Raw genomic sequence first — 26,944 nt, forward strand, 5'->3', positions numbered from 1 at the left:
ATATTTGATTTAAATGCAAAATAGATGGAAAAAATTTACGGATTTACTCATTACTCATTTTTCACCGATATGGCCGAACTCGCTTCAAAACATAATAGTTTTGATTTGTCTTTAGGTCTGCCCGATTTTGATATTGACGACCGTTTAAAACAATATTTAAAAGAATCTGCAGACTATAACCATCATAATTATGAGCCACTTGCGGGAAACCCTCTGTTAATTGAAAATATTATTCAATTTAATTTAAACCGAAAAAATAGCATTCAGCTTAAAAATAATGAGGTTACTATCGTTCCGTGTGCAACTTTTGCTTTACATACCTCTCTTAAATCTGTTTTAAATCAAGGAGATGAAGTTATTGTCATTCAACCTTGTTATTATACTTACGGGCCTTCAATTGTATTAAATGGCGGAATTCCTGTCTATTATGATCTTGATAATGATTTCACCATAAACTGGGAAAAACTTCAAAATTGTATTTCTCAAAAAACAAAAGCAATTATTATTAATTCTCCACAAAATCCAACCGGAAAAATATGGTCAAAATCTGATTGGAATCAATTTTACGAATTAATAAAAGATCAGGAAATTTATTTAATTTCAGAAGAAATCTATGATATTTACTGTTATGATGGAATTGAGCATTACAGTTCCTTTCTTCATCCCGAATTAAAGAAAAGAACTTTCTGTATTTTTTCTTTAGGCAAAATGTTTCATTGCACCGGCTGGAAAGTCAGTTATTTGTTGACACCTGAAGAATTAACTGCAAAATTCAGATGCCATCAACAATATATTTCTTACAGTGCGAATGCTCCGGCTCAATATGCTCTGGCAAAATATTTAGAGGTTTTTGATCCTTCAGAAACACAAAAATTGATGCAGAATAAAAGAGATATTTTTAATGAATTGATTAAAGATACTCCGTTTGAGGTTGAACAAAAGGCAGAAGGAAGTGTTTTTCAGATAGTTAATTTCAGGAATGTTTCTAAAACAATGAGCGATGTTGAATTTTCAAAATGGCTGACTATTGAAAAAAAAGTGGCTTGTCTTCCGCTTTCTGCATTTTATAACTCAAGACAAAATTCTGATTATGTGAGATTTAGTTTTGCTAAAAAAGATGAAGTGATTATTCAGGCTTTCGAGCATTTGAGAAAGAGTTTATAGTTTTTTTTCTCCCACAGATCTCGCAGATTTTTACAGATGATTGCATATAAAAAAGCACCGCATGATGCAGTGCTTTGATTATATATTTAAAACTTATTTACAGAGAAAGGACTCTTACATCGATTCTTCTGTTTTTTGCTTTACATTCATCGGTATCATTGCCTTCACAAACTGGATATTGTGCGCCATAACCCTCAGCTTCTATTCTGTCCGATGAAATTCCGAGCTCCAATAATTTTAATTTTGCTGTTTGAGCTCTTAAATTTGATAATTTCTGATTGCTTTCAGGGTTTCCTGTATTATCGGTATAACCTCCTAATTTTACTTTCAGATCAGGATAGGCATTTAAAATTTCTGCTAAATTAGTCAACTGAGCGTCCGAACCAGGTTTTAAATCACTCGAACCACTTTGGAAATACAGATTTTCGATCGTATACCAATTGTTTGGATCTAAAACTGTTTGATTTTTCAGTTTTACAGCATTGTACATTTGATATAATTGGCTTCCTTCACCAATCTTGATTGCTTTTCCACCTTTCAGTTTTATCTCTTCGATAGTTCCGGTTTCATATACAAAATCTCCGTCTTCATTTAAATGACCTTTAACTTCTTTTGGAGCTAAGGTTACCGCCGTATTTCCTGTATTTATAGAAGAAACCGAATGAGCACCTTCCATTGCCAGTAAGCTTTCAATTTTAGCTTTTCTGTTCGTTTCAATTTTATCTTTATGTAAAACTGCTAAAGTCGGCGCGATCACTAATGACACAATTGACATTAATTTAATTAAAATATTCATGGATGGCCCAGAAGTATCTTTAAACGGATCTCCGACCGTATCACCCGTTACTGAAGCTTTATGCGGCTCTGAGCCTTTGTAATAGGTCTGTCCATTGATATTCGCTCCTTTTTCAAATGATTTTTTAGCATTATCCCACGCACCGCCGGCATTATTCTGGAACATTCCCATCAAAACACCACACACTGTTGCTCCGGCTAAAAATCCACCTAGAACTTCAGGACCGAAAATAAATCCCATTAAAAGAGGAGAAATAATGGCAATTGCTCCCGGCAACATCATTTTTCTGATCGATGCGTCTGTAGAAATAGCGACACATTTTTCATACTCGGGTTCTGCTTTTCCTTCTAAAATCCCTGGAATTTCACGGAACTGTCTTCTTACTTCCTCTACCATTGCCATTGCGGCTTGTCCAACCGCTGTAATTGCCAATGATGAAAAGATAAACGGAATCATTCCGCCAACAAACAATCCTGCTAGAACATCAGCTCTGTAAATATCAATACCATCGATTCCTGCAATTCCTACGAAAGCGGCAAATAGAGCTAAAGCCGTCAAAGCAGCAGAAGCAATGGCAAAACCTTTCCCTGTTGCTGCCGTGGTATTGCCTACCGCATCTAAAATATCTGTTTTTTCACGAACTTCTTTGGGTAATTCGCTCATTTCGGCAATTCCTCCCGCGTTATCTGCTATGGGTCCGAAAGCATCAATTGCCAGCTGCATTGCTGTTGTAGCCATCATTCCTGCGGCAGCAATGGCAACACCGTACAATCCGGCGCATAAGTAAGAACCGTAAATTCCTCCCGCCAAAACAATGATCGGAAGTAAAGTTGATTCCATCCCAACGGCTAATCCGCCAATGATGTTTGTTGCGTGCCCAGTGGAAGATTGTCTTACGATACTTAAAACAGGTCTTTTGCCCATTGCCGTATAATATTCTGTGATGATACTCATTAAAGTTCCCACAACCAACCCGACCATGATTGCCCCGAAAACACCCATTTTAGTGAATTCATGACCTCTTAAAATCATTTTGTCAGGAAGAATATAAGTTACCAGAAAATAGGAAGCGACTGCCGTAATAACGATACTTCCCCAGTTTCCTAGATTTAAAGCATTCTGAACACTTGAAGTTGATGAACCTTCATTATCATTAATTCTGACAAATAAAGTTCCTATCATTGAAAATATAATTCCTGTTCCGGCAATCAGCATCGGCAAAAGAATCGGTGCAAAGCCTCCGAATGAATCATCAGAGATCGTCTCTCTTCCCAAAACCATTGTCGCTAAAACTGTTGCCACATAAGATCCGAATAAATCGGCTCCCATCCCTGCTACATCCCCAACATTATCTCCTACGTTATCTGCTATCGTAGCCGGATTTCTAGGATCGTCTTCCGGAATTCCTGCTTCAACTTTTCCAACTAAATCGGCTCCAACATCGGCCGCTTTCGTGTAAATACCACCGCCAACTCTTGCAAAAAGGGCAATAGATTCTGCTCCAAGAGAAAATCCGGTAAGAATTTCTATCGTTCTTTCCATTTCATATGAATCAACGGGGGCATTCGGGGCAAAAATTTGTTTTATAATTAAATACAAAGATCCTAATCCTAATACGGCCAGTCCGGCAACTCCCATTCCCATTACAGAACCTCCTGCAAATGAAACTTTAAGCGCTTTTGAAAGAGATGTTCTTGCGGCTTCTGCGGTTCTTACATTGGCTTTCGTAGCGATCTTCATTCCGATGAAACCTGCCAATGCAGAAAATATGGCGCCAAAAATAAAAGCAATCCCGATGCTCCAATGCGAATTGGCACTGGTCATACCCATCACGGCTAATAAAATGGCTACAATAACTACGAAATAGCTTAAAACTTTGTACTCGGCCTTTAGAAAAGCCATAGCACCGTCAGCGATATGTCCGCTGATAATTTTCATCTTTTCATTTCCGGCATTTTGCTTACTTACCCAGTTACTTTGGAAAAAAGTATAGAGCAAAGCAATCACACCAAAAATTGGTACTAACACAAATAGATCCATAGTTTAATATTTTTTTGGTAATAGAAAATTAAATATAACAAATAATTCTCACGAAATTGACAAAAACAATTGTAACTATTTAAAAATAAATGTTTAAACGCTTAAGCTATGGCGATATTTTTTTTGTTTTTTTACCACAGATTTCACACAGATTTTTGTGGATATTATTGAAAGGGACTTATGATATTTACGCTTTTAATAATTAATAATACAAATCTTTTTTTAGAGTCAGGAAGGGATGATTTTTTAAACATGTTGAAAGGCACAGCCCGACTTGAGTGGAGCACATTTTGTAGTTTTTGGAAAGGGAAAAGCATTGGCAAAACTATAAAATTGCGGGAACGGAAGGCGGAAACAGCTGCCCAAAAATGTATTATTGATTGTATCGTTTCTGAACTAAATTTCAATAAAAAAAGGATAAACGAAAATTCATTTATCCTTTGATATTATTTAATTAAGAGAATTTTATCCTCCGAATTTATCTGCGTAATCTTTCTGAGATGCAATGATAACTTTCTTAGCGTGTTCAGCTCCATAAACCTCTTGAATTCTACATTTTGCAGGCTCATCCGGTAAGTTTTTGTACGTTAAGAAATAGTGCATTAATCGTTTCACTTCAGCTTCAGGTAATTCAGCAATATCTCTGAAATGTCCGAAAGCATGGTCACCGATCATTACTGCAACAATTTTATCATCTGCCTCACCTCCGTCGATCATTTTGAAACCTCCGATTGGAATAGCTTCCATGAACAACCCACCTCCGTGAATATTGTGAGAACTCAAAACACAGATATCCAATGGATCATGATCTCCCATCGATACGTCTGTAGCCCCTCTTTCAACTGCTAATTTCATTACTTCATTATCGCAATATGTCCTTGGAACAAATCCGTACAATGCCGGGATGATATTTGAGAATTTCTGAGGTCTGTCTACCTTTAAATATCCTGTTTCTTTATCTACTTCATATTTAATAGTATCTGAAGGAACGATTTCCACGAATACATTAACAACATTTGGCGCATCTTCTCCTGCAGAAACTCCATGCCATGGATGTGCTTTAAAATTTGGAATCATTATTTATTTTTATTTTTAGTTAAGCTATTATTAAAATTTCTCTTCTCAAGTCTTCTATTGTTGCCGAAATATAGTCTTCATTTTCCATATAATTCATGATGAAAATGGTTTTAAACTCATCAAGATTGGCATTTCCGCTTAATCCTTCATAGGTTTTGTGAAGCAGATCCAGCACTGCATTCTTGGAATCAACAATATTTTTCCACGAATTTTTTGTAATGTATAATTGTTGTGAAGAATTATACTCAAACTCCTCATTGATCGTTTTTTCCGTAAGAAAAATGAATTCGTGAGCCGCAAGATCTTTATCAAATCTCTGAATAAGGTTGGAAGGCTTCATTCTTTCCAGAAAAAGTGTCATTCTTTCATAAGACTGGGTCTTATTTTCGGAATTCGATTTTACGGTAAGAAGCTTTATTTCCTGATTTTTAAGATTGATATAATTGTGTACAAACTGCCTCAGCAAAACCAAAAAAGGGATTGCGATGATCAATGCAAATGCATATGGTAGGTATCCTGAAAAACTTGTCATAATTTGAGGAAGCAAAATTACTAATATTTTCTGAATTTATGACTGAAAAACATGTCATTATCAACAATAAAATAAGATTAATCGATTTATGAGATTCGCTTTAAAATCTTACTTTCCAAATAACCGTATTCCTGGAGTTCTGCACCAAAACTTTTAAAGAAAACTTCTATCCCACGAATATTGCTCCCCATGAAATTAAAACTTTTTTCGTGAATATAATTTTCCAGAATTTTATCTATTAAAAAAGAGGGGCCGTTCTCGTTTTTAAAAGATTCATCATTAATTAATGCCAATAAAGAAAGTTGTTTTCCTTCTGAAATTACAATAGCTAAATTGATCAGCTTTTCATCCAAATAGGCTCCGCAAAGCTTAAGGAAGCCGTTTTTATTTAGAAATACTAAATATCTTAAAAACTTTTCGTAATCGGATCTTTTGGGAATTCCTTTATAATTATTTTCAATGAAATTGATAGAATCGGCATTTAAATCAATTTCTTTATAAAAGAGGTGTTGCGCCCATTTTGCGGTAGACTTTCTTCCTTTAAAATACTTTTTCCGCCTTAAAATTACGTAGTCAGAAATTGGAATTATGTAGTTTTTTTTCTTTTTTAAAATTTCTTCAAAATCATTATTTTGATTAAAAGAATACAAAAATACTTTTGAGCTTTTCTTTAAAAAATTTAAAAATTTAGTATTAATTTTACGATCATCTTTTTTCGAAAAAACGCCTAATTGCTGGCAGAAAAGTGGCATCAGCACAAAATTAAAACCAAGTTTTTTTTTCAATGGAACAGGCATTACCGCTTCATAATCGCCATACACCAAAAGCTGCCAATTTCCGGAAAGTTCGTCCAAAATGTTTTTATTGGCGTACCAATTTCTCTGTTCAGAATTTTCTAAACATTCAGTATATTTTTTGAAATCAATTTCGTTGTATTTCAATCTTCTAATCATAATAATCCTTCGTCTGAGAAACTAAAATATGAATTCTGTGTAATAATCAAATGGTCTAAAAGCTGAATAGTTAAGGTATTTCCCGCTTCTTTTATTTTTTGAGTGATATTAATATCTTCTTTGCTGGGCTTCAAATTTCCTGATGGATGATTGTGAGCGACAATAACTCCGGTCGCAAAGTGATCCAGAGCAGTTTTAAATAAAATCCTAATATCTACAATCGACTGACTGATTCCACCCTGCGTTAATTGTGAAATATGAATAACTCTATTACTTTGATTCAGAAAAATTGCCCAAAATTCTTCTGTCCGTAAATCTGCCAAATGATTTTTAAAAATCTGATAAGCTCCGTTACTGTTGGAAATCATTGGTTTTTCAGGAATTTCCTGACTCGATCTTCTTCTCCCGATTTCCAAAGCTGTTGCAATAGAAATAGCTTTCACCTCGCCTACTCCTTTGAATTTCGTTAAATCTTTCACCGACAATAAACTCAACTGATGCCAGTTATTATTGACAGAAGCTAGAATCTTTCTTGCCAATTCTACGGCAGTTTCATCCCTACTTCCGCTTCCCATAATGATCGCAAGGAGTTCAGAATCAGAAAGTGAGCCCTTGCCTTTCAGCAAAAACTTTTCTCTGGGTCTGTCGTCTTCTGCAAGGAATTTTATGGACATATTTTTTAGGTGGCAGGAATTAGGGTTTAGGGATTAGTTTAATAGAATGCGTATAAAATAATGGGTTGTTTTGATTGATCGATGTATTTTGCCGTTTCGTTGAATGCATCTTTTGAAAGCATTAGACAGCCAAAACTTAAACAAGCTGGATTTATCGATTCTTTATCCGGAACACAATAATAGGAATGGAGAACGATTGCTCTTGGTCTTGCGTTGCTGTTTGTTTCATCAAGCCCGTCTAAACGGTACGCTTTTCCGAATTTCCCGTTATAGCTTTCGCGAATTTCGTATTTCCCTAAAGATGATTGGTGAGAACCATCAACATTACTGAATTGTAAATTATTTGAGCTAGAAACTACAGAGCCTTCACCATGAGCAACAATCGCTTTCTGTAACATTTTATCATTTTTCAGATCATAAACGAAATATCTATATTTTCCGGAATGAATTTTAAAATTGATGAAAACTGCCAAATCCTGATTATAATTTTTCCCCTTAATATAGTTTTTAATCTCCGAAATTTTTGATTTTGGAAGATAATCAACAACATTATTAGCCTGAGATTCAAATTTTGAACAGGAAATAATAAAAAGGAATAAAAAAATAAAGTTTTTCATCATTTGACAGGAATTTACTCGATGATCATTCCGTCTTTCATGACTAATTTTCTGTCGGTAATTTCCGCAAGATTCGGGTTATGGGTTACAATCACAAATGTTTGATTGTATTTATCTCTTAAATCAAAAAATAATCTGTGTAAATCATCTGCATTTTTTGAATCTAAGTTACCTGTTGGTTCATCTGCAAAGATGATTTTAGGAGAGTTAATTAACGCTCTGGCGACCGCAACCCTTTGCGCTTCTCCACCCGATAATTGGTTGGGTTTATGCTGTAATCTTTGTTCGATTTTTAGATCTTCAAACAAAGCATAGGCCTTTTCCAATGATTCTTTTTCGTTGGCTCCGGCGATTTTCGTAGGCAACAGTACGTTTTCCAATGCTGTAAATTCCGGCAACAACTGATGAAACTGAAATACAAAACCAATATTCTGGTTTCTGAATTTAGAAAGCTGTTTGTCATTCATATTAATAAATGACTCCCCTGCCATTGAGATCTCTGTATCATATTTATTAGAGTTCGAAGGCGAATCCAATGTTCCCAAGATCTGCAGTAAAGTAGATTTTCCTGCACCTGATTCTCCAACAATAGAAACAACCTCTCCAGTTTTGATATGAATATCAACCCCTTTTAATACTTCTAAATTCCCATAAGATTTATGGATATTTTTTGCTTTAATCATGAGTCAAAAATAGTGATTTGATTTGAAATATGAGAGAAATTTAAGGTGAATTGTAAATGGTCAATGCACTTCGTTTGTCAATTTTTTTTTAAACTTAAATTTTAAACGCAAGGTTTCCAAGGATTTTTGAAATTCATTTTGCATATTTTTTTAGTTCGCAAAGGCTTTAACACTCAGTAAAGGTGAATGTTTAGAAATTCATTATCATATAGTTTGTCATCCGGAGGGCTAGTATATTATTAGAAAATAATATGGAACGATTCGTGCTTAGACCCCTGGAATGACAAACAGAGTTGAAAATTTAATAAACAAAAAACGTCTCCCAAAAATGAGAGACATTTTTGTATTTCAAACTGCAATAGTGGTGCAAAAAAAACTTATATATCTGATAAGAAATCTATACTGTTTTATTCGTTTAATTATGTATCCTATTTTACGACAAGACAATGAATTATTTACTTCAATTTATTTTTAGAAATACGGATGCTATACATTGTAATTAAAACAGTTACGAGAAGAAATAAAGCTCCGATCCACGGCGTACTTTCTATTCCTAATGCTGAAGTTACAATCAAACCTCCTGAATATGAACCAATCGCGATCCCAATATTAAAAGCAGCGATGTTGATTCCTGAAGCAACATCTTCCGTTCCGGGCAATTCTTTTTCGGCAATCTGAACGACCAAAAGTTGCAATCCGGGAACGGTAGCAAATGATAATGCCCCTAAAAAGAAAAGCGTAATGATACTCAAAATCGGACTGTTTACCGTGAAATAAAATGCCAATAAAACCAAGCCTTGCGTAGCAAACATCCAAAGTAATACTTTCAACGGATTTTTGTTGGCTACTTTCCCGCCGATTAAATTTCCTAATGCAATCGCAATTCCGTAAATCAATAAAATAATCGTTACGACTGATTCTTTAAATCCTGTAATCTCCTGTAAAATAGGCGATAAATACGTAAACACAACAAAAGTTCCGCCATATCCCATTGCAGTCATTAAGAAGGCAAAAATTAAACGTCTGTTGGTTAAAACTTTTAATTGTTGTTTTAAAGATGCTGTTTTTCCTTTTTGTAAGTTTTTCGGAATCAAAAGTGTACTTGCTATTAATCCTATAATTCCTAAAATTGCGACTCCGATAAAAGTGGCTCTCCATCCAAAATGTTGCCCAATAAAAGTTCCCAGCGGAACACCGGTTACAATCGCCAACGTTAATCCTGCAAACATGATGGATATTGCTGTTGCTCTTTTTTCCTCAGGAACCAAAGAGGCGGCAATCGTAGATCCGATGGAAAAATAAACCCCGTGAGCAAATCCTGTTAAGATTCTCGCCAATACTAAAGTAATAAATCCGGGAGCAATTGAAGCTAACCCATTTCCGATGACAAAAAGCAGCATGATGGATATTAATAATGCTTTTCTTGGTACTTTTCCTGTTAAAGCTGTTAAAATGGGAGCTCCAATGGCAACTCCGATAGCGTATAAACTTACCAAGAGTCCTGCTGATGGAATGGAAATATTCAGGTCACTGGCAACGGTTGGAAGCAGTCCTACAATGACAAACTCTGTCGTTCCGATTCCGAAAGCACTTATCGTTAATGCCCAAAGTGCTGCAGGCAGTTTTTTCTTTTTTATGATTTGAGGATCAGGATTGATATTGATCTCATTTTGATAGTTCATTGTGAATGATTTTAATGATTTTGACAGTACAAATTTCCGATGATTTATTGTATTATAAAAATTAGATAAATAGTAGTTAATTATCATTAAAATAATAGTTTGGATTTTAAATTACATTTGAAATCACCAAAAAAAGTTGTTCCTTTGTATAAAATACCAATCAGTATCTTATGAAAAAGTCGGAAGCAACCCGTTTAAATATTCTACGAAAAGCATTTGAATTGATCTATGAAAAAGGCTATCAAACTACGAGCGTAGATGAAATTATTGCGACCACTCAGGTTACAAAAGGCGCTTTCTATTATCATTTTAAAACTAAAGATGAGATGGGATTGGCAATCATTAATGAACTGATGAGATCTTCTTTTCAGGATACTTTTATTGATCCTTTTCAGGTTTCGGCAAATCCGTTAGACACAATTTATAATCTAATGGAAAATATTTTGATGGAAAATGAATTTTTAAAAGTTGAATATGGCTGCCCCACTTCCAATTTTACACAGGAAATGGCTCCGTGGAATATTGGATTTACCAAAGCGCTGAACAAACTTTCATCAGAATGGGAAAACGCAATGATTGAAGCTATTGAAAAAGGGAAAAAAAATGGAGAGGTAAATCAGGGTGTCAATGCAAAAGGAGTTGCTGTTTTTGTGATGTCCGGATATTGGGGAATAAGAAATTTAGGGAAATTAGAAAATTCAAAATCAATTTATCTTGTTTATTTAAAGCAACTTAAGTCTTATTTTGATTCGTTAAGATAATTTTTTATTAAAAAACATACTAATTAGTATGTTTTTGTTTTACCTTTGCTACATCTTAAAAATGAAAAGATGTACCAAACGCTTACTTTTTTGCATTCTACATTTCGTTGGCTGGTTTTATTAAGCCTTATTTCCTCCTTATTTATCGCTTACAAAGGATATTTTTCTAATAAAAATTTTTCAAAAATAGATGATTCTATAAGACATTGGACGGCAACTATAGCTCATGTTCAATTAATTTTGGGAATCACTTTATATTCTCAAAGCCCGATCGTTAAATACTTTTGGAACAACTTCAGCACTGCAAAAGAATCTTTTGATCTCTTATTTTTCGGATTGATTCACATTTTCCTGATGCTATTTTCTATTGTCTTAATTACGATCGGATCGGCAGTAACGAAAAGAAAAACAACGGACAAAGAAAAATTTAAAACGATGTTGATCTGGTATACGATTGCCTTGATCATTATTTTCATAGCCATTCCGTGGCCATTTTCTCCATTTGCTAACAGGCCTTATTTCAGATAATTATGATAAATTTATTTAAAACAAAAATCGGACGATTAAGAATTCTTGCTATTTTGGAAGGAATCTCTTTATTAACCTTAGTATTCATTGCAGTTCCATTAAAATACGGAATGGAAAATCCTGCTTTAGTTAAAATGATGGGACCTATCCATGGAACTCTATTCCTGCTTTTTCTTTTCAATACACTGAGTGTTGGTGTAGAGCAACATTGGAAGTTTAAAGAAACAACCTGGAAAGTAATTTTGGCGTGTTTTATTCCGTTTGGAACCTTTTATATTGATTATAAAATATTAAGCAAACTATGAAAAGTATATTAATTTTTTGCGGAATTGTTCTTACTGTATATGTTGTTTATCGCATTTACAGATACCAAACATTAGAAAATGGCTTAGAAAAGCTGATTAAAAACGGAGCCGTCATTTTAGATGTAAGAACCGAAAAAGAATATGCAATGGGACATATCGATGGATCTTTGAATATTTCTTTAGGAGAGATCAGAGAAAGATACATAGAACTGGATTCAAATAAAACTTATATCACCGTCTGTTCACACGGACTTCGAAGTGTAAAAGTTGAACATATTTTAAAGGAAAAAGGCTTTAAAAAGGTTTGCAATGGCGGTGCCTGGAGTGATCTGCAGAAAAGTCTTAAATAAAAAAATATCGAAAGAGCTGTAAAAAACTCTTTCGATACAAACTAATGAGAGAAACTAAACATTGAGTTGTTTAATTAGTAATATACGTTGAAACCGTATGGAATTTTATTTTGCCATTTTCCATAAAAAAGGTGTCTGTTCCAAAAGGTATCTCTGCAACTGAAGATTTGCTGTTCCAGATAATATGGGCAACATTTTGTGTAATAGAAAGCTGTTGCATTTCAAAAAATGAACCTGTAGGAATGATTTCAAAAAGCTTCGAAAAAAAAGCTCTAATATCCTCAAGTCCTCTGATAACACCATCTTTTGTTAAAACTTTTGATTCTTCTGTATAATCAAGCATAATTTTATCGAGATCATTTTCACCAAAAGCAGTGAGATGATCATTTAATATTTTTTTCGTTGTTTCATCCATTCGTCTTAAAATTTAGTTACTTTTAAATTCTTAAAATATCCGATCGTTCCGATATCTACCCATAAACCAATGCTTCCTGATTTCATTTTTCCTTTTCTTTCATTTACAATAAAGGATGGAAATTTTTGATTATTGATATAAAGAAAAATTTTCTCATTTTTTAATTCTAGTCGAAAAGTTATCCATTCGTTCAATCCCACATCAGCGTAGGTTTCGTACTGACCTTTAAATTCTTCTTTTCTTAATTTTTCAAATTTAAAATCAGGATATGCATAATACTGTACGCTGTGATTTCTATGAAATTGAAGGTCAGATCTACCCGCTTTTGGTCTTAAATAAACAGCTTCGAAAGCCGAATTATCATCATTAATATTAAAAGCCAATCCTATAAAACCTTGTGCAAATTCAAATGGTGATGGATTCTGAATTTGACTTAAAACCTTCACTTCAATAATCCCATTTTCAATATTTTCATTGGTAAGCTTAACAAAAGTGGATTCATCAACAGTATTTTCGAGATGATTTACATCGAAAGGTATTTTAGTTAAATCTCTTTCAATTTTTAAAACTTTTTCGCCTTTAAGATCTACGATAGAAGATTTTACATTAGAAATTTCAAATTGCTTATTTTCGAATTGTATGGTTTGCGCAGATATAGTAAAAAACGATATCAAAGAAAACATTATTATTAAAATTCTAGTCATTTTAAATTTTTTGCTTTGCTTCTTCAATTGTTACGGTTTTTCCTAATGCGCCAAACTCATGAAGATCTCCAAAAACCTCAATTCTGATGGATTGATCCAGCCCTCCTATTTTTAAAGCATCAAAACCATTATCTTGAATTAATTTTTCAATTTCAGTATCAATAGTTTCATCGTTATTTGCGTAAAATAAAACGGCTTTTTCAGGAGTTTGATAAGAAGATCCTGCTAAAGATGCAGCACCTAAAGTTCCGAATGCTTTAACCAATTTTGCATTTTTGGGTAAATAAGAAGAATTAATTTCTCCTGCAGATTCATTTTCTCCTACAATTTTTTTGAAACCTCCATTTTCATCTGGAGCAATAGGATTTGATGGATCTACAATGATTTTTCCTTCTAAATCTGTTGAATAGTCCTTTAAAAATCCACCAATTGTTTCAAATGGAATTGCCAAAATTACAATGTCTGCATCTTTTACAGCGGTTGCGATATCATTGGGTTTTGCATTCCATTTTACAGCAAGTTCTTTTGCTTTTTCGACATTTCTATCAGCGGCGATAAAGCTGGTATTTGATTTTGCAAAATTTCCGGCAACTGCCTGTCCGATGTTTCCTAAACCGATAACGGCTACTTTTGAATTTGTTGTCATAACTATTTCTTTTTAATTTATACTGCAAATTTCTGTTGAAAAGAGGTCTCTTTCCAATGAACTGCATCAAGAAATAGTATTGATCTAGATTAAGACTTTGACTTTACGAGTCTGTTTCTCAGTCTGCTCAGAAATTCTGGAGTGATGCCTAAAAAAGAAGCAATCTGTATTTGTGGAAGGCGATTGGATAAATGAGAATAGGTTTCCATAAAAGAAAGATACCGTTCTTCTGCCGTAGAACTGATATTTTGAAGCAACCGATTTTGAAGGGTAACAAAACTATTTTCTATTAAAACTCTAAAAATACGGTCAAATTTTGGAGCTGAAATATATAATTTGATAAGATCTTCATGACTGATTTGCAATACCATAGTGTCTTCGATAGCGTCTATGCTCAATTCTGAAGGAGTCCTTTTATGGAAACTTCCAATATCGATCATCCACCAGTTTTCGGGAGCAAATTGTATGATATGGGTATTTCCTTTTTCATCAATTTTATACATTCTTAAACATCCACGAACGATGAAATTGAACTGGTTACAAATATCTCCTTCCTGCAAAACATATTGTCTTTTACGATACAATCTTGATTTGAAAAGTTCTGTTACAAGCTTTTTTTCTTCCGAATTTAATGGAATAAGTTGATTAAAATAATCAATCAAAGGTTCTACAGAAGCTTGTAAAAGATTTTCTTTCATAATAAGATTTTACTTGACAAATTTAAGATAAAAAACAAATAGCTATCCTAAATCTAGAATAGCTTTTGTAAAAGGTTTTTAATCATTTTTAGTATCAATCCAGACCACTTTTTGTTCAGATTGATGATCTTGACCAATAATATCTTTATATAATTCAGGTCTTCGGGCTTGAATATATCGATATCCGCCAGCCTGGGTAAGTTTTTCAGGAGTAATAACCGCGGTTTCAAATCGATCATCAAACGAGCGACATTCTGCAATGATGTCGCCAAAAGGATCAATAATCATAGAACAACCATTTTTTAGTTGATCGTCATCCATCCCGATAGGATTTGAAAATACAACATACACTGCATTGTCATAAGCTCTCGAAGGAAGCCATTTCATCAACCAGTCTCTGCCTTTCATTCCGTCGAATTCTAAACGTAAAGAGGTTGGGTCTGCTACTCTATTTTCCCAAAGTTTTGGATCTACAAAACCTGCGCCCGGCCTTGTGGAAGGTGTACACATCGTAACATGAGGCATGAAAATAACATCTGCACCCAACAATTTTGTTGCTCTTACATTTTCAATAATATTATTGTCATAGCAAATCAGAATACCGCATTTCCAGCCGTGAATTTCAAAAACACAATATTCGTTTCCTGGCGTAAGATTAGGGTTGATAAAAGGATGTAATTTTCTGTATTTCGCAACTAATCCGGTTTTATCTACACAAACATATGCTTTAAATAGATTATCGTGTTCATCTTTTTCAAAAAGGCCTGCCAAAATTGTGATGTTATAATTCTCCGCGATTTCTTTTAGTTTTTGAATACTTTTTCCGTCTGGAATAAGTTCTGCAACATCTAGAAGCTGTTCTTTATTGAGTTTTCTGGCAAATGTATAACCTGTAATGGAGCATTCATGGAAAGCAATCACATGAGAACCTTTAGAAGCGGCTTCCTTAGCTAATTTTTCTATTACGGAAAGATTGTAGGCTTTATCACCACTTTTATTTTCAAATTGTGCTGTTGAAATTTTTAGATTAATCATCTTTTTTTCTACAAATCTATGATGTCTAAACCTCTAAAAATTGTAAAAAACCGACATCAATTATTTTGAATGAAGCTCTATAAAATTAACCGCCAATTTATTTTCTGTTTTTAAATACTCACTTGGTGTAAGTCCTATACTATTTTTAAATTCTTTGATAAGATGAGATTGGTCAGTATAGCCTGCTTTGTAAGAAAGACCTGTAATATTTTCTTCATTATTATTTGTTTTCATTAAGCTTAGGAAATAATGAAGACGTGCAATATTGCTGTATTTCTTTGGAGATAATCCAATATAATTTTGAAACTTTCTTTCGATCTGACGCTCGGAATACCCTGTAAAATGTTCCAGATTTTTTGAGGTTACAATTCCTTTATTCTGAATAATATAGTGTTGAGTTGCCTGTATAAGTTCATAATCTGAATTGATTATTTTAGATAAAAACTTTGTGAAATAAATATTTAAATCATTGATAATTAACTTAGGATCAGTTTTATAAAAAAGCTTTTCCTGAAAAATCTGCATTTCATTTTTTAAAACATCTTCCACGGAAATAATTTGATTTTGAATCTCTTTTGCTGAAATTTTAAGTAAAATATTCAAAAAATAAGGTTGAAATACCACTGCCATTAAAGAAAACGAACCATTTGTAACCAAATCTTTGTATTGAGTTAATTGTCCATAAAAAAATGAAAGCGGAAGCTGATCTCCGGAAAGATCCTTCAGATTGATATTAGCAGACAGAATAAGTCCCGTATTACCATCCGTAAACAGCCTTAATTTCATTATATTTTCCTCGGAATTTTCCATGAAAATATAATGTTTGATGTAGGATGCTAAATGTTTCGGTGGAGAAATCTGCATAGATCAAAATTAGGCAAATTAGTTTTAAACTATTTATGATTTAAATTTTTTAACAATCCACGGTAAGGTAAGTCCTTGTCCAAGCAAGGAAATTAAAACAACTACAACAGACAGAAAAATGATCTCATTACGCATAGGAAATGCTTCGCCATTTTCCAATGTAGCAGGAATACCAATAGCGATGGCCAGAGAGACAATCCCTCTCATTCCCGACCATGTAATGATAAAACTTGTTTTGGAATCAAACAAAGCGTCTTCACTGATTTTACGTTTTCCCTGAAAGGCTTTTTGAAGATTAAATTGCTGTAAATAAACACGCGCCATTCTGATCAGCAAGGTCACCAAAACGATAATTGCGGCATAACCTGCAAACGTCCAGACTTGTGCTTGAGGCATTTTCTTTAAAATAATAGGAAATTCTAGGCCTATCAATAAAAAAATCAAACCATTCAATAGAAAAATAATGATGTCCCAAAAATTACGGGATTGGTCTTTCACATGATCAGGGAACTTATTTCGACTTAATTTTGACATTCCCAATCCTAAAATAACTACGGCAATCACACCTGAAACTTTAAAATGTTCCGCAATAAGATACGTCACGAAAGGCATTAATAAAATCAAACTGTTGACTACCATCGCATCAGAACGAAAGAATCTAATGGTGAGTGATAATGCTTTAAAAATAACCCAGCCAACGAGAAAACCACCTCCCAAAACCATTAGAAATTCTAAAGATGCTTTCCAAGTTACAAAGGCAATTCCCGTAACGGCAGCAATCGCAAAACGGTACGCAACCAATGCTGAAGCGTCATTGATCAAGCTTTCGCCTTCCAATATGGTTACTGTTTTATGAGGAAGTCCGAGCCCTTTTGTGACTCCGACTGCAGCGACAGCATCTGTCGCAGAAAGAATTGATCCCAATACAAAAGCTAATGGCCAAGTCATTCCGGGTATTAAATAATGAGCCAAAACTGCAATTCCAGCTGTCGTTATAAATACCAATCCGATGGCTAAAGTGCCGATCGTATTCATATTGGTTTTAAAATCCTGAAAAGAAATATTGAAAGCCGCATCATACAGCAACGGCCAACGCATGGTTTGAAGATGGAAAAGATGATCCTAAAGTTTCGATTATTCGTGTGGAACCAACGGAAACCTATTATTGGGACATAAAAATTTGAAAACTGGTAAGCCTTTTTAGTTTCGTAGCCGCAGCCGTTACAGGAAAAACGACTGATAATTCCGATGGCGTGGAAGGAAATGCAACTGTTTAATTAATAGAGAAATTGGCAATATAAAAAGCAGTGAAAAATTTTTCACTGCTTTTGTTTTTATCATAAAATTTGGTTAATCTGCCTGATCATAAGCTTTTATCTACACTACTCCAATTCAAAAATAGCCTGTATTTCCACAGAAGAATTTACGGGAATAGAGGAAGCGCCTAATGTTGCTCTTGCGTGTTTTCCTTTATCTCCAAAAACCTCAACGGTAAGATCGGATGCGATATTCATCAAATCGGCATGCTTGGTGTAATCGTCTTTGGTATTGAAAATCCCTGTCAACTGTACACATTGTTTTACTTTGCTTAGATCTCCGCCAACGGCTTCATTCAAAACCGATAAAACGTTCAGCATCGTTGCTCTTGTAGCGTCCTTTACCTGTTGTTCATTGACATCAACCCCTAATTTTCCTGGGTTTAAAATTTTCCCGTCTTTCAAAGCAACCTGATTAATGAAAACCAAATTTCCCGAACGTACAAACGGCTTATAATTTCCTGCAGGTTTTGGAACTTGAGGAAGAACGATATTTTTTTGTTTTAAAGTTTCATTAAAATTAACAGACTTTTCAATTGTTGATATTGCTTTTTTAGCAAATGTTCCCTTTAAAGCCAATGCTACTTTTGCAAAGTTTTTCCCTTGAAGTTCGGCAATATTTCTTTCGTCCTTTGTAGGTCTTTCGACATCTTTTAAAGAAGCCATGCTTGTTACTCCCAGCACCGTGTTTCCCTGAGGAATTGCTTTGTTAATACTTTCTGTCCCACGAATTCCGTTAGAAACCATAACCATTCCATGAACGGTAAGACTGTTCCAAAAAGCCTGCAAGGCCAATTCTTTACCTGCTCCGCTTCCCGCAGACATGAAAACCGTTGCCGGCATTCCTTCCAGCGAATGGTTTGTCCAAAGATTAACTGTTTTAGATAAAAATTCACTCATGCCGGTGCTGATGTTTCCAAAATAAACGGGTGAACCAAAAGCAATTCCGTCATAAGTTGGAAGTTCCTCCACTGTAGCAACGGGAATATCCTTTAATTTTTGATTCTGAGATGTTTTTACCTGTTTTATAATTGCCGTTGCATTTTTATCGCTTTCAATTCCTTTGGCGATTTCTTTTGCCAGTTCATACGTTCCACCATTGTCTGAATGGATCAAAACCAATACTTTAGCTTTATCTTGTGCCATGATATTTGTGATTTTTAGTAATAAGAGTAATACAAAAAGAGAACCTAATTTTTTCATTCTGATTTGGATATATTTTTATAATACAAATTTATTAATGACGTTTTTATTAAATTTGCCAAAAACTTTATGCAGAACGACAAGATGAAATGTGGTTTGACTGAACAAAAAGAAAGTCATTTTATTGACACCATCGAAAAAGAAGCCTATGTTTGGTGCGAAGAAAACTGGAAGCATGACGATTACGAGCATACTCATAAGCGTGCACAGTTAACATATGTGGAAGAAGGCTATCAATATTTTCATATTGATCAGAAGATTTATCTGGTTCCGCAAAATCATGTAATCTGGATTCCTTCAGGGAAACCTCATCGCATTACTTCAGAGGCGAAAACAGTAAAATTGATGCTTTTTTTGTTTAATTCTTCCTTTAAAGAAGATTTTTACGATCATGTTCAGGTATTTGCGATTCCTCCGGTATTGCGGGAAATGTTGTTATATGCCTCAAAATGGAACAAAATTTTAACGGAAGATGATGAACAGGATATCTTTTTTAAAGCTATTTTAAAAAGCCTTCCCCACTTTTGCAAGGAAAGCAATTATCTGGAAGTTCCTGTTCCGACAGATGCCCGATTGATCCCTGTTTGCAATTATATTAATTCAAATTTTAAATATAATCTGAACATTGATCTTTTAGCCGAAAAAGCTCAAATGTCTGTAAGAAGTTTACAGCGGATTTTCAAACATGAAACGGGAATTACGCTTCAAAAATATTTACAATTGATAAGAATTCTAAAAAGCGTCGAATTAATTGATATGAAACAATTTACACTAAGTGAAGTTGGTTTTAAAGTTGGCTATCAAAGTCTTTCTGCGTTTACGTCTTCTTATTTTTCAATTATGAAATCGAAACCCAGAACAAAATAAATTAGACTTCAAATTTGGTGAGTTGTCCGTTTTTATAGCAATAAAATTCATATGCAGGTTCTTTTCTGAAAGTAAAGACTTTTTCAAGATGAATTTTGTCGTAGTGAGGTTTTAAATTCTCATATTTTTCTTTGAGATGTTGGGGAAGTTCATCCGCTTTTATGGGTCTTTCCACTTCAAAACCATCATCAAATGCGAATTCTACTATAAAATCGGTGCGTCTCCATGAAATTACAGACTCGGTTTCATGGCTGTGATGAGTGGTAGAAAAGGAAATTTTATCCTGTTGAATAATTTTCTCTGAAGTTCCTACCATCAGCATAATTCCGGAAATCACCATCGCCCCGTACCCAATTTTTTTGAATAAAAACTCACTCAAATAAGGAAGAATATATTTTACGGTGTAGGATGAGATGATGGTTGCCACCGCAATCGTAAGCCCAAGCCATAAAGCGGTGTTGGAATACAATCCGAGCGAAATATAAATGATCAGTTTAATTAAATGTAAAAAAACTTCATTGGCAGCTCTTGTCGCTACAATTTCCTCTTTTTTTAATCCAAATCTTAGGTAAAAACGATTAAATAACAGTCCAATTGCTCCTGTAATTCCCGAAATAAATCCTGCGCAAAATCCGATGATGATTAACATGAATTTTGGATACGCTTTTTCTGTTTTTACTTCTGATTTTTTTGATTTAAATAATTCAGGAAGATTAATGATCAGAAAAAAGGCAACAATTAATTGTAAATAATTGGGATTGATGTATTTAATAAGCCATGCTCCCAACAAAACAGCAGGAATAGAAAACGGAACAAACCAAAAAAAGATCTGCCAGTTGATATGTTTTTTAAACACGGCGATTCTTGAAACAGAACTCGTAAAAGTTCCGATAGTTAATGAAAAAGGAACCACTGAACTCGGCAATAATAAATTCAGGATAGGAATAAGTATCAAACTCGCTCCGCCACCGCAGATTGCACTGATCCAAAAGGCTAAAATTGTTCCTAAAAATAACAGTATGATATTGATTGTCATTGTATTAATTTTAAAAGTTTTTTACTAAACCAATTCCCATATTTCCCTGTTGATAAAAAGGCATGATCATGGTTTGTGATCTTTCTTTTTTACCACCTAAAAGCGTATTAATCTTAGGATATAACCAATAAGCAAGCTCTGTAGACAGGATTCCGAAACCTGCACCGCCAATGACATCGCCGAACCAATGTTTGTTGTTCAACATTCTGTAAACCCCTGTGAAAACAGCAAAAGAATATCCCGAAATTCCCAGCCAAAAGTTGGTGTCTCTGTATTCCCTGTACATGAATTGAGCAGACGCAAAAGCGATTGTAGTATGACCAGACGGAAAAGAAAGATTATTTGATAGATCCGGTCTTTCCTCTTTTACAATATGTTTTAAAGGAAGTGTAATTGCGGAAGTAATCAACATAGATGTTCCATAAATGATGCTTCTGTCCTTGAAATTATGTTTTCCCTGAACTCCGGCAGCATTGAGTCCGTACACCAAAACAGCGGGAGCAAACTGGGTGTAATTATCAAGTCTGATGTGATCCGGCTTATGTTCACTGATCTCGTATTGAGTAGAAAAATTAAGCTCTTTTAAACTTTTGATACTCAAACTCGCAACTCCGTAAGAAATAAGCGCGGTCGGAATAATCAATTTTTTATAAGTAAAATCATGAGTCTTGTCCTCCAAATTGGGCTTTATAGCAACAACACTGTCCTGAATTGTATGAACAGCTAAACTATCCTGCGCAGAGATATTTTGGAAGCTTATTGATAGTAAAACAAAGCTTGATATTAAACTATTCATAAATGCTTTCGTGTCTTTAGGATTAATTAATGACACAAAAATGCGATCCAATTTAGAATAAATTTAGAAGAAAAGGTTTAAAAAAGCTTAAATCGGATTTATTTGATCTAAAAATTCACAGAAAAAAAATGGAAATTATTTTCAAATTTATATTCAATGTTCCAATGCTGAAAGTTGCAGATTTCTTTTATGATGGCTAATCCTAATCCGCTTCCGTTGTTATCTTTTGAAGATTTTGAAAATCTTTTGAATAATAAATCTGTATTTAGTTTTTCTGTCCCGGAATTTGCTACTTCAAAAGATGAATTGGTTAATTTTATTGATATAGAACCGCCTTTTTGAGTGTGACGAATAGCATTTAATAACAAATTAGAGATTAAAATTTCAGTCAAACTGCTGTTTCCATTCACTTTTACTTCCGGTAAAATATAAGAGGTCACAGAAATATTTTTTTGCTGAAAATGTTCTTCTAAAACTTCAAAATTTTGTCTGAGAAGTATATCAAAATAGATCGTTTCCGAGTTGTCAAACTGACTGTTATCAATTTTCGCGAGTAATAAAAGATTTTTATTAATTCTGGAACTTCGGGTTAAAGCTTTATTTATTTCTTCTGCGATCTGATATTGTTTTTCTGTAAGATTTTCGGTTTGTAATAAAATATCAAGTTTGTTTTTAATAATAGCCAAAGGAGTCTGTAACTCGTGAGAAGCGTTTTCTGTAAATTCTTTTTGAGTTTTATAGACAGAAACATTGTGCTCTATTAATTTGCTTAAAGATTGATTTAATTCTTCAAATTCTGTAGTATCTGTTTTATCGAATTCAATTTTGCTTTGATGATTAAGGTTGAAAGTTTTTAATTTCCCCAATGTATTTCTAAAAGGTTTCCAAATGGTGTTGGATAATCTTCTGTTTAAAAATAAAAGCCCCAAAACGATCATAATAAAGAAAAAAATGGTTGTAATCGCAATAACAACAATCGTTTCCTGAGATTCTTCAATATTGGTTTCTACCGTAAAAAGATAAGGCTGGTCATGAATATACACAACTTTTTTCAAGCATCTGTATCGTTCTGTTTCCGGTTCGGATAAATAGTTTTTTTGTCTTTCTACTGTGAAAATAAGATCTCTTTTTAAAGCATTGGTCTGGATTTTTTCAATATTAGTTCCTGGTTGTATTTTGTTCCAGAGTGTAATACTTTTGGTTAATTCTTCATCAGAAAGCTTCAAATGGTTGAATTCATAAGCCGTTTTTTCAGCGATGGTTATATTATGTTCATCTAATTCGCTTTTCCATATCGTATCTACCGCCCAATAATAGACCGGTATGCTTATGATTAAAATAATAAGCACATAGATGAGAAACGGTTTTGTGGTTTTACTTAGTAGAGGCTTCAATTGTAGTTATGAATTATAAATTATGAGTTATGAATTTTTTATGTTGGTTTTTGATGAAAATATCACTCATTACCAATTACTTATTATTTATTATTTATAGATTACCTTCCTTCCCATTTGTAACCCGTACCATAAACTGTTTTTAAATAATGATCACAACCAGCATCGTAAAGTTTCTTTTTAAGATTTTTTACGTGAGCATATACAAAATCATGATTATCCAGCATATCTGCAAAATCGCCTGAAAGATGTTCTGCTAAAGTACTTTTTGAAATTACCTTATTCTTATTTCCTATAAAATAAATCAGAAGATCAAATTCTTTTTTGGTAAGAGCAATTGTTTCATCATTAATGGAAACTGTTTTGGCTAGAAGATCAATCTGTAATTCATTTTGCGTTACAATATTTGAATTATTAAATTGTTTCCGCCGAATAATAGAATAAATTCTTGCCATCAGCTCAGAAAGATGAAAAGGTTTCGTAAGGTAATCATCCGCGCCCATTTGTAATCCACTGATTTTATCATCTAAAGCATTTTTTGCTGATACAATAATAACTCCGTCCTGTTTATTCTGCTTTTTTAATTCCTCCAAAATTGTAAGACCGTTACCATCAGGAAGCATGATGTCTAAAAGGATACAATCGTATTGAAAGGTCTGTATCTTGTCCATCGCATCCTGAAATGTTGTCGCAAATTCACATAAATAATTTTCTTCTGAAAGATATTCTGCAATACTTTTTGCCAGTTCTGTTTCGTCTTCTATGATCAGGATTTTCATCGATGTATTTTAAGGTCTTGTTTTATTCTGCTAATTTACCGTTTCAATTTTGTAGAAATTTCGAATTAAATCTTTTTAAATATACTTAAAATCTTCAAAAAAATAAAACCATAAAATACATTATGGTTTTATCATTAATTTAAATATAATAAGATAGTAAAGTGGTCAGATTATAGAATTTTATTAATCATTATTTTAAAATTAATAATTGATTCATTTCGCTTTTAAAACATCCTAAAATAAACTCGGTATAATATAACTGAGCATTCAGAGCTTGTGTTTTAGGGTGTAATTCTAACTTTTTGGTAAGAATAATTTCACCTTTATAAGAAAATGAAAAATAAGCGAAAATTTTATATAATGAATTACGTATTGGTGTGCAGTAGCCTGTTGTGGCGATAGACCAGTCGGATTCAAAAAGTTTTGCGACATTTAAAGCCATAGTTTCTGCTATGTTTTCTGAGACACAATCGCATTCTTCAGCTTCATCTGAATCAATGCTTAATAATCTTACTTTTTCCGGCAAAGTGTAGGCTGTCATTCCTCCTTTATAGAACAATGAAGCGTTGGGCATTTGTGAAAAAGCAAGTTGAAGGCAGCCGGAAGTTACGCTCTCGACAACTGAAATAGATTCGTTAACGCTCAACAATGAGCGACTTATATATTCGAGTAAATTTTGTTGAAATTTCATAGTAATTAGGTTTAAGTGATGGTTTATATTGGTGTTTTAATTTAAAATTTTAATGAGAATCAACTCATTTTTGGGAACCTTTACTTTTAAATTTCTTTTTATATTTGGTGTTTTAGTATTTCTTTTTAGTCATGAATTTCCATAAATTTTTCAAAATAATGCAGATCATTCTTTTTCCTGATAGAAAGATAAAACAGAATCTGTTCCGGCTCATGTTTTCCGATATTGCCAACATCATCAAATTGTGCAATCAAAGCTCTGATGTCTTCTATTTTTCCTTTACTTTCTGAAACTACAAATAGTAGGAAAATGGTATTTTTTATTTCTTTCGCGTATATAATAGCATGATTTTCAAGCCAATTCCCGTTATTTGTAATTTTAATAAAATGACTTGCTTCCAGTGATTTTACTATTTTCTGATGATCCATTTTTTCAGTATTCATGGTTAAAACAAATCAGATAAATCTTTACATAATCATTATTTTAGAGCAATTTTGTCTCCATATTTTTAATCAAAACTATGATTAATTTCATAATTCAATTTACACCAATATATTTCACTTTTTTATGATTTGGGTCATGTTCCTAATACAAGATCTTCCGGTTTACGATTTTAAGGAGACTCTCTTTTTCCATCCTTTTCAGAACTCTAATAACCGTTTCTACACGCAGTCCGGTTAAATTGGCGATCTGCTGTCTTGTGAGTTCTATGTGAAAACAGTGCTGACAATCATCTTCGTAATAGCTTTTTAGATACTCCATTAATCCTTTTAATCTTAAGATTGGATTGGTAGAAGACATATTTTGTGTCATTAAAATTTTATAATAAAGTCTCTGCGAAAGACATGCATTCATTCCTAAACATATTTCGGGATGTATTCTTAATAATTCCAGGAAGTTGTGCTTAGGAACTCTTGTGATTTTTGAATTTTCCAGACAGATGGCATTGATGGGATAAAACTTCTCCAGAAAAAGCATAGAATCTCCAAAACTCTGGTTTTTACCAAAAATATTCTGGATAAATTCTTTACCGTCATCATTGTAATTATTGAGTTTTACTTTTCCTTCCTCAATCTGAAAATAATAAAGTGCATGGTCTCCTTCTCTGAAAATTATTTCTCCTTTTTTATACTCTTTAGTCTCTCCACTAAAGGTGCGAAGAAGCTCCATATCAATGTTCATACAGCTTACAGTTTTCATATGTACTAGTTTTAAGTCGCTTAGTTTCTATTGTAGAATTTACGTTATTTTTTTATCAATTAATGATTAATTTTTTGTCAAACAAATTTTAAACCATATTTGATATTTTATCTTAAAAAATTCACAAAATGATACAATTAACCCCGTTTAAATGCATAAACCGGGTTAATTTGTAGTTTAATTAAGCTTTTGGAAGCGTTATAATTAGTTATTTTAATGAAATATTTTATTTCGCAAACTTTTTTGTACCCGCCACACAGACGATAACTCCAATGGTAACACCTAGCATTCCCATGCTTACAGGTTCGTGAAGAAAATATGCGGCTAATGCCAATCCGAAAAACGGCTGTAATAATTGTAACTGGCCAACCGTTGTAATTCCACCCTGAGCCAAACCTTTGTACCAGAATATAAAGCCGATAAACATACTGAACAAAGCGATATAAGCTAAGCCAAGCCATCCTCCGGTGGTTACAGTCTCGATATTATTGGGAAAATAGATAAAAAATAAAGGAACCATTAAGGGTAAAGCTAAAATCAAAGCCCATGAAATTACCTGCCATCCGCCCAAGGTTTTTGAAAGTTTAGCACCTTCAGCGTAACCTAATCCACATAAAACTACGGCCGCCAGCATCAAAATATCGCCGATCGGAGATGCTGAAATGCCTTGAGAAACGGCAAAACCAATTACTAGAAGACTTCCAATAATTGAGAAAAGCCAAAATACAGGATGTGGTCTTTCTCCTCCCCTAATAACTCCGAAAATTGCTGTCATCAAAGGTAACATTCCTAAAAAGACAATAGAATGAGCCGATGTCACATATTGTAAAGCCAATGCCGAAAGCAAAGGAAAACCAATCACACAGCCTATCGATACTAATGCTAATGGAAATAACTGATTTTTAGTTGGTCGTTTTTCTTTGTAAATTAAAAGCACAATTAAAGCAAGTAAACCTGCGATTGCAGCGCGGGCAATTGTCACAAAAATCGGACTCATATCATTCACTGCCAATTTGGTTGCAGGCATAGAACCGCTGAACAAAAGAACTCCTATGAAACCATTGATCCAGCCGTTAACTGTTTGGTCTTTTGATATTGTGTTTGTCATCATTTTATTTTTGGTTTTATTTAATGTGTC

General features: G+C 33.6%; 30 protein-coding genes and 1 pseudogene. 7 read left to right on the top strand and 24 right to left on the bottom strand.

The window, feature by feature from the left end:
• Positions 1–24: 24 nt before the first annotated feature.
• Positions 25–1,164 carry an aminotransferase class I/II-fold pyridoxal phosphate-dependent enzyme gene (locus A0O34_RS19895; RefSeq protein WP_066758622.1) on the top strand — a complete coding sequence of 380 codons (1,140 nt, stop codon included), beginning with the start codon at positions 25–27 and terminating at the stop codon, positions 1,162–1,164.
• A gap of 97 nt (positions 1,165–1,261) precedes the next feature.
• On the opposite strand, the gene A0O34_RS19900 is transcribed toward A0O34_RS19895, so the two are convergent.
• The 8 genes from A0O34_RS19900 to A0O34_RS19940 form a co-directional block, all read right to left on the bottom strand.
• Positions 1,262–4,000: a sodium-translocating pyrophosphatase gene (locus A0O34_RS19900; protein ID WP_066758627.1), complete on the bottom strand. Its 2,739-nt coding sequence runs from the start codon at positions 3,998–4,000 to the stop codon at positions 1,262–1,264.
• A gap of 465 nt (positions 4,001–4,465) precedes the next feature.
• Positions 4,466–5,077, bottom strand: coding sequence for an inorganic pyrophosphatase (locus A0O34_RS19910; protein WP_066758631.1), 612 nt, complete (start codon positions 5,075–5,077; stop codon positions 4,466–4,468).
• A gap of 19 nt (positions 5,078–5,096) precedes the next feature.
• Complete coding sequence (locus A0O34_RS19915) at positions 5,097–5,609, bottom strand: DUF7935 family protein (RefSeq protein WP_066758633.1); 513 nt, start codon at positions 5,607–5,609, stop codon at positions 5,097–5,099.
• Positions 5,610–5,695: 86 nt separating this feature from the next.
• Positions 5,696–6,562 carry a hypothetical protein gene (locus tag A0O34_RS19920; RefSeq protein ID WP_066758635.1) on the bottom strand — a complete coding sequence of 289 codons (867 nt, stop codon included), beginning with the start codon at positions 6,560–6,562 and terminating at the stop codon, positions 5,696–5,698.
• Positions 6,559–7,236 carry a RadC family protein gene (gene radC / locus A0O34_RS19925; protein ID WP_066758637.1) on the bottom strand — a complete coding sequence of 226 codons (678 nt, stop codon included), beginning with the start codon at positions 7,234–7,236 and terminating at the stop codon, positions 6,559–6,561. Before radC ends, A0O34_RS19920 begins: the two co-directional genes overlap by 4 nt.
• A 38-nt stretch (positions 7,237–7,274) precedes the next feature.
• Positions 7,275–7,856, bottom strand: coding sequence for a murein L,D-transpeptidase catalytic domain-containing protein (locus tag A0O34_RS19930; protein ID WP_066758638.1), 582 nt, complete (start codon positions 7,854–7,856; stop codon positions 7,275–7,277).
• 11 nt (positions 7,857–7,867) lie between these two features.
• Positions 7,868–8,536, bottom strand: a complete 669-nt coding sequence (locus A0O34_RS19935; protein WP_066758639.1) for an ABC transporter ATP-binding protein — start codon at positions 8,534–8,536, stop codon at positions 7,868–7,870.
• Between the two features lie 455 nt (positions 8,537–8,991).
• Positions 8,992–10,218, bottom strand: a complete 1,227-nt coding sequence (locus A0O34_RS19940; protein WP_066758640.1) for an MFS transporter — start codon at positions 10,216–10,218, stop codon at positions 8,992–8,994.
• A 170-nt stretch (positions 10,219–10,388) separates the two neighbouring features.
• Here A0O34_RS19940 and A0O34_RS19945 point away from each other — a divergent pair, with 170 nt between their 5' ends.
• From A0O34_RS19945 to A0O34_RS19960, 4 genes are all read left to right on the top strand, one after another.
• Positions 10,389–10,979, top strand: a complete 591-nt coding sequence (locus A0O34_RS19945; protein ID WP_066758642.1) for a TetR/AcrR family transcriptional regulator — start codon at positions 10,389–10,391, stop codon at positions 10,977–10,979.
• A 69-nt stretch (positions 10,980–11,048) separates the two neighbouring features.
• On the top strand, positions 11,049–11,507 hold the full coding sequence (locus A0O34_RS19950) for a hypothetical protein (RefSeq protein WP_066758648.1): 459 nt from the start codon (positions 11,049–11,051) through the stop codon (positions 11,505–11,507).
• Positions 11,508–11,509: 2 nt separating this feature from the next.
• Complete coding sequence (locus A0O34_RS19955) at positions 11,510–11,812, top strand: DUF3817 domain-containing protein (RefSeq protein ID WP_066758649.1); 303 nt, start codon at positions 11,510–11,512, stop codon at positions 11,810–11,812.
• On the top strand, positions 11,809–12,162 hold the full coding sequence (locus tag A0O34_RS19960; protein WP_066758651.1) for a rhodanese-like domain-containing protein: 354 nt from the start codon (positions 11,809–11,811) through the stop codon (positions 12,160–12,162). Before A0O34_RS19955 ends, A0O34_RS19960 begins: the two co-directional genes overlap by 4 nt.
• A gap of 70 nt (positions 12,163–12,232) precedes the next feature.
• Here A0O34_RS19960 and A0O34_RS19965 read toward each other — a convergent pair whose 3' ends face one another.
• The 7 genes from A0O34_RS19965 to A0O34_RS19995 form a co-directional block, all read right to left on the bottom strand.
• A complete protein-coding gene (locus A0O34_RS19965) occupies positions 12,233–12,577 on the bottom strand; it encodes a nuclear transport factor 2 family protein (RefSeq protein WP_066758653.1) in 345 nt (114 codons plus the stop codon).
• 5 nt (positions 12,578–12,582) lie between these two features.
• On the bottom strand, positions 12,583–13,281 hold the full coding sequence (locus A0O34_RS19970) for a hypothetical protein (RefSeq protein WP_228394322.1): 699 nt from the start codon (positions 13,279–13,281) through the stop codon (positions 12,583–12,585).
• A gap of 1 nt (position 13,282) precedes the next feature.
• Positions 13,283–13,927 carry an NADPH-dependent F420 reductase gene (locus tag A0O34_RS19975; RefSeq protein ID WP_066758657.1) on the bottom strand — a complete coding sequence of 215 codons (645 nt, stop codon included), beginning with the start codon at positions 13,925–13,927 and terminating at the stop codon, positions 13,283–13,285.
• Between the two features lie 89 nt (positions 13,928–14,016).
• Entirely contained in the window at positions 14,017–14,625 is a 609-nt protein-coding gene (locus A0O34_RS19980) for a Crp/Fnr family transcriptional regulator (protein WP_066758658.1), read from the bottom strand.
• Between the two features lie 78 nt (positions 14,626–14,703).
• Positions 14,704–15,660 (bottom strand): nitrilase family protein, encoded by a 957-nt coding sequence (locus A0O34_RS19985; protein ID WP_066758659.1) that lies wholly within the window; start codon positions 15,658–15,660, stop codon positions 14,704–14,706.
• Positions 15,661–15,720: 60 nt separating this feature from the next.
• Positions 15,721–16,524 (bottom strand): helix-turn-helix transcriptional regulator, encoded by an 804-nt coding sequence (locus A0O34_RS19990; RefSeq protein WP_066758660.1) that lies wholly within the window; start codon positions 16,522–16,524, stop codon positions 15,721–15,723.
• Positions 16,525–16,557: 33 nt separating this feature from the next.
• Entirely contained in the window at positions 16,558–17,622 is a 1,065-nt protein-coding gene (locus tag A0O34_RS19995) for a cation:proton antiporter (protein WP_066758661.1), read from the bottom strand.
• A gap of 26 nt (positions 17,623–17,648) precedes the next feature.
• Here A0O34_RS19995 and A0O34_RS22640 point away from each other — a divergent pair.
• Positions 17,649–17,708, top strand: a pseudogene (locus A0O34_RS22640) (hypothetical protein); the annotation flags it as partial.
• 198 nt (positions 17,709–17,906) lie between these two features.
• Here the strand turns inward: A0O34_RS22640 and A0O34_RS20000 are convergent.
• Positions 17,907–18,986 carry an Atu1372/SO_1960 family protein gene (locus A0O34_RS20000; protein WP_418219362.1) on the bottom strand — a complete coding sequence of 360 codons (1,080 nt, stop codon included), beginning with the start codon at positions 18,984–18,986 and terminating at the stop codon, positions 17,907–17,909.
• A 126-nt stretch (positions 18,987–19,112) separates the two neighbouring features.
• On the opposite strand from A0O34_RS20000, the gene A0O34_RS20005 reads away from it, so the two are divergent.
• Positions 19,113–19,910 (top strand): AraC family transcriptional regulator, encoded by a 798-nt coding sequence (locus tag A0O34_RS20005; protein ID WP_066758663.1) that lies wholly within the window; start codon positions 19,113–19,115, stop codon positions 19,908–19,910.
• Between the two features lies 1 nt (position 19,911).
• Here A0O34_RS20005 and A0O34_RS20010 read toward each other — a convergent pair whose 3' ends face one another.
• From A0O34_RS20010 to A0O34_RS20045, 8 genes are all read right to left on the bottom strand, one after another.
• The gene (locus A0O34_RS20010; protein WP_066758664.1) at positions 19,912–20,946 is read right to left on the bottom strand and encodes a sulfite exporter TauE/SafE family protein; all 1,035 of its coding nucleotides are present in this window, start codon (positions 20,944–20,946) and stop codon (positions 19,912–19,914) included.
• 10 nt (positions 20,947–20,956) lie between these two features.
• Positions 20,957–21,742, bottom strand: coding sequence for a phosphatase PAP2 family protein (locus A0O34_RS20015; RefSeq protein ID WP_066758665.1), 786 nt, complete (start codon positions 21,740–21,742; stop codon positions 20,957–20,959).
• Between the two features lie 107 nt (positions 21,743–21,849).
• The gene (locus A0O34_RS20020; RefSeq protein WP_066758666.1) at positions 21,850–23,136 is read right to left on the bottom strand and encodes a sensor histidine kinase; all 1,287 of its coding nucleotides are present in this window, start codon (positions 23,134–23,136) and stop codon (positions 21,850–21,852) included.
• Between the two features lie 101 nt (positions 23,137–23,237).
• A complete protein-coding gene (locus A0O34_RS20025) occupies positions 23,238–23,915 on the bottom strand; it encodes a response regulator transcription factor (RefSeq protein ID WP_066758668.1) in 678 nt (225 codons plus the stop codon).
• Between the two features lie 190 nt (positions 23,916–24,105).
• Positions 24,106–24,606 carry a CinA family protein gene (locus tag A0O34_RS20030; RefSeq protein ID WP_066758669.1) on the bottom strand — a complete coding sequence of 167 codons (501 nt, stop codon included), beginning with the start codon at positions 24,604–24,606 and terminating at the stop codon, positions 24,106–24,108.
• Between the two features lie 125 nt (positions 24,607–24,731).
• Positions 24,732–25,049 carry a hypothetical protein gene (locus A0O34_RS20035; RefSeq protein ID WP_066758670.1) on the bottom strand — a complete coding sequence of 106 codons (318 nt, stop codon included), beginning with the start codon at positions 25,047–25,049 and terminating at the stop codon, positions 24,732–24,734.
• 142 nt (positions 25,050–25,191) lie between these two features.
• Positions 25,192–25,806: a Crp/Fnr family transcriptional regulator gene (locus tag A0O34_RS20040; protein ID WP_228394324.1), complete on the bottom strand. Its 615-nt coding sequence runs from the start codon at positions 25,804–25,806 to the stop codon at positions 25,192–25,194.
• 226 nt (positions 25,807–26,032) lie between these two features.
• On the bottom strand, positions 26,033–26,917 hold the full coding sequence (locus A0O34_RS20045; RefSeq protein ID WP_157886078.1) for a DMT family transporter: 885 nt from the start codon (positions 26,915–26,917) through the stop codon (positions 26,033–26,035).
• Between the last annotated feature and the right edge of the window lie 27 nt (positions 26,918–26,944).

The sequence above is a fragment of the Chryseobacterium glaciei genome, from assembly GCF_001648155.1.
Classification (GTDB): Bacteria; Bacteroidota; Bacteroidia; order Flavobacteriales; family Weeksellaceae; genus Chryseobacterium; species Chryseobacterium glaciei.

Bases quoted from the DNA above. Each gene is read 5' to 3' on its own strand.
- A0O34_RS20005 (WP_066758663.1), top strand. From the start codon at position 19,113: ATGCAGAACGACAAGATGAAATGTGGTTTGACTGAACAAAAAGAAAGT.
- A0O34_RS20010 (WP_066758664.1), bottom strand. From the start codon at position 20,946: ATGACAATCAATATCATACTGTTATTTTTAGGAACAATTTTAGCCTTT.
- A0O34_RS19970 (WP_228394322.1), bottom strand. From the start codon at position 13,281: ATGACTAGAATTTTAATAATAATGTTTTCTTTGATATCGTTTTTTACT.
- A0O34_RS19915 (WP_066758633.1), bottom strand. From the start codon at position 5,609: ATGACAAGTTTTTCAGGATACCTACCATATGCATTTGCATTGATCATC.
- A0O34_RS19930 (WP_066758638.1), bottom strand. From the start codon at position 7,856: ATGATGAAAAACTTTATTTTTTTATTCCTTTTTATTATTTCCTGTTCA.
- A0O34_RS20035 (WP_066758670.1), bottom strand. From the start codon at position 25,049: ATGAATACTGAAAAAATGGATCATCAGAAAATAGTAAAATCACTGGAA.
- A0O34_RS20025 (WP_066758668.1), bottom strand. From the start codon at position 23,915: ATGAAAATCCTGATCATAGAAGACGAAACAGAACTGGCAAAAAGTATT.
- A0O34_RS19965 (WP_066758653.1), bottom strand. From the start codon at position 12,577: ATGGATGAAACAACGAAAAAAATATTAAATGATCATCTCACTGCTTTT.
- A0O34_RS19935 (WP_066758639.1), bottom strand. From the start codon at position 8,536: ATGATTAAAGCAAAAAATATCCATAAATCTTATGGGAATTTAGAAGTA.
- A0O34_RS20030 (WP_066758669.1), bottom strand. From the start codon at position 24,606: ATGAAATTTCAACAAAATTTACTCGAATATATAAGTCGCTCATTGTTG.
- A0O34_RS19985 (WP_066758659.1), bottom strand. From the start codon at position 15,660: ATGATTAATCTAAAAATTTCAACAGCACAATTTGAAAATAAAAGTGGT.
- A0O34_RS19895 (WP_066758622.1), top strand. From the start codon at position 25: ATGGAAAAAATTTACGGATTTACTCATTACTCATTTTTCACCGATATG.
- A0O34_RS20040 (WP_228394324.1), bottom strand. From the start codon at position 25,806: ATGAAAACTGTAAGCTGTATGAACATTGATATGGAGCTTCTTCGCACC.
- A0O34_RS19955 (WP_066758649.1), top strand. From the start codon at position 11,510: ATGATAAATTTATTTAAAACAAAAATCGGACGATTAAGAATTCTTGCT.
- A0O34_RS19910 (WP_066758631.1), bottom strand. From the start codon at position 5,077: ATGATTCCAAATTTTAAAGCACATCCATGGCATGGAGTTTCTGCAGGA.
- A0O34_RS19920 (WP_066758635.1), bottom strand. From the start codon at position 6,562: ATGATTAGAAGATTGAAATACAACGAAATTGATTTCAAAAAATATACT.
- A0O34_RS19950 (WP_066758648.1), top strand. From the start codon at position 11,049: ATGTACCAAACGCTTACTTTTTTGCATTCTACATTTCGTTGGCTGGTT.
- A0O34_RS19900 (WP_066758627.1), bottom strand. From the start codon at position 4,000: ATGGATCTATTTGTGTTAGTACCAATTTTTGGTGTGATTGCTTTGCTC.
- A0O34_RS19995 (WP_066758661.1), bottom strand. From the start codon at position 17,622: ATGCGTTGGCCGTTGCTGTATGATGCGGCTTTCAATATTTCTTTTCAG.
- A0O34_RS19940 (WP_066758640.1), bottom strand. From the start codon at position 10,218: ATGAACTATCAAAATGAGATCAATATCAATCCTGATCCTCAAATCATA.
- A0O34_RS20045 (WP_157886078.1), bottom strand. From the start codon at position 26,917: ATGATGACAAACACAATATCAAAAGACCAAACAGTTAACGGCTGGATC.
- A0O34_RS19960 (WP_066758651.1), top strand. From the start codon at position 11,809: ATGAAAAGTATATTAATTTTTTGCGGAATTGTTCTTACTGTATATGTT.
- A0O34_RS19990 (WP_066758660.1), bottom strand. From the start codon at position 16,524: ATGCAGATTTCTCCACCGAAACATTTAGCATCCTACATCAAACATTAT.
- A0O34_RS20000 (WP_418219362.1), bottom strand. From the start codon at position 18,986: ATGGCACAAGATAAAGCTAAAGTATTGGTTTTGATCCATTCAGACAAT.
- A0O34_RS19980 (WP_066758658.1), bottom strand. From the start codon at position 14,625: ATGAAAGAAAATCTTTTACAAGCTTCTGTAGAACCTTTGATTGATTAT.
- A0O34_RS19945 (WP_066758642.1), top strand. From the start codon at position 10,389: ATGAAAAAGTCGGAAGCAACCCGTTTAAATATTCTACGAAAAGCATTT.
- A0O34_RS19975 (WP_066758657.1), bottom strand. From the start codon at position 13,927: ATGACAACAAATTCAAAAGTAGCCGTTATCGGTTTAGGAAACATCGGA.
- A0O34_RS20015 (WP_066758665.1), bottom strand. From the start codon at position 21,742: ATGAATAGTTTAATATCAAGCTTTGTTTTACTATCAATAAGCTTCCAA.
- radC (WP_066758637.1), bottom strand. From the start codon at position 7,236: ATGTCCATAAAATTCCTTGCAGAAGACGACAGACCCAGAGAAAAGTTT.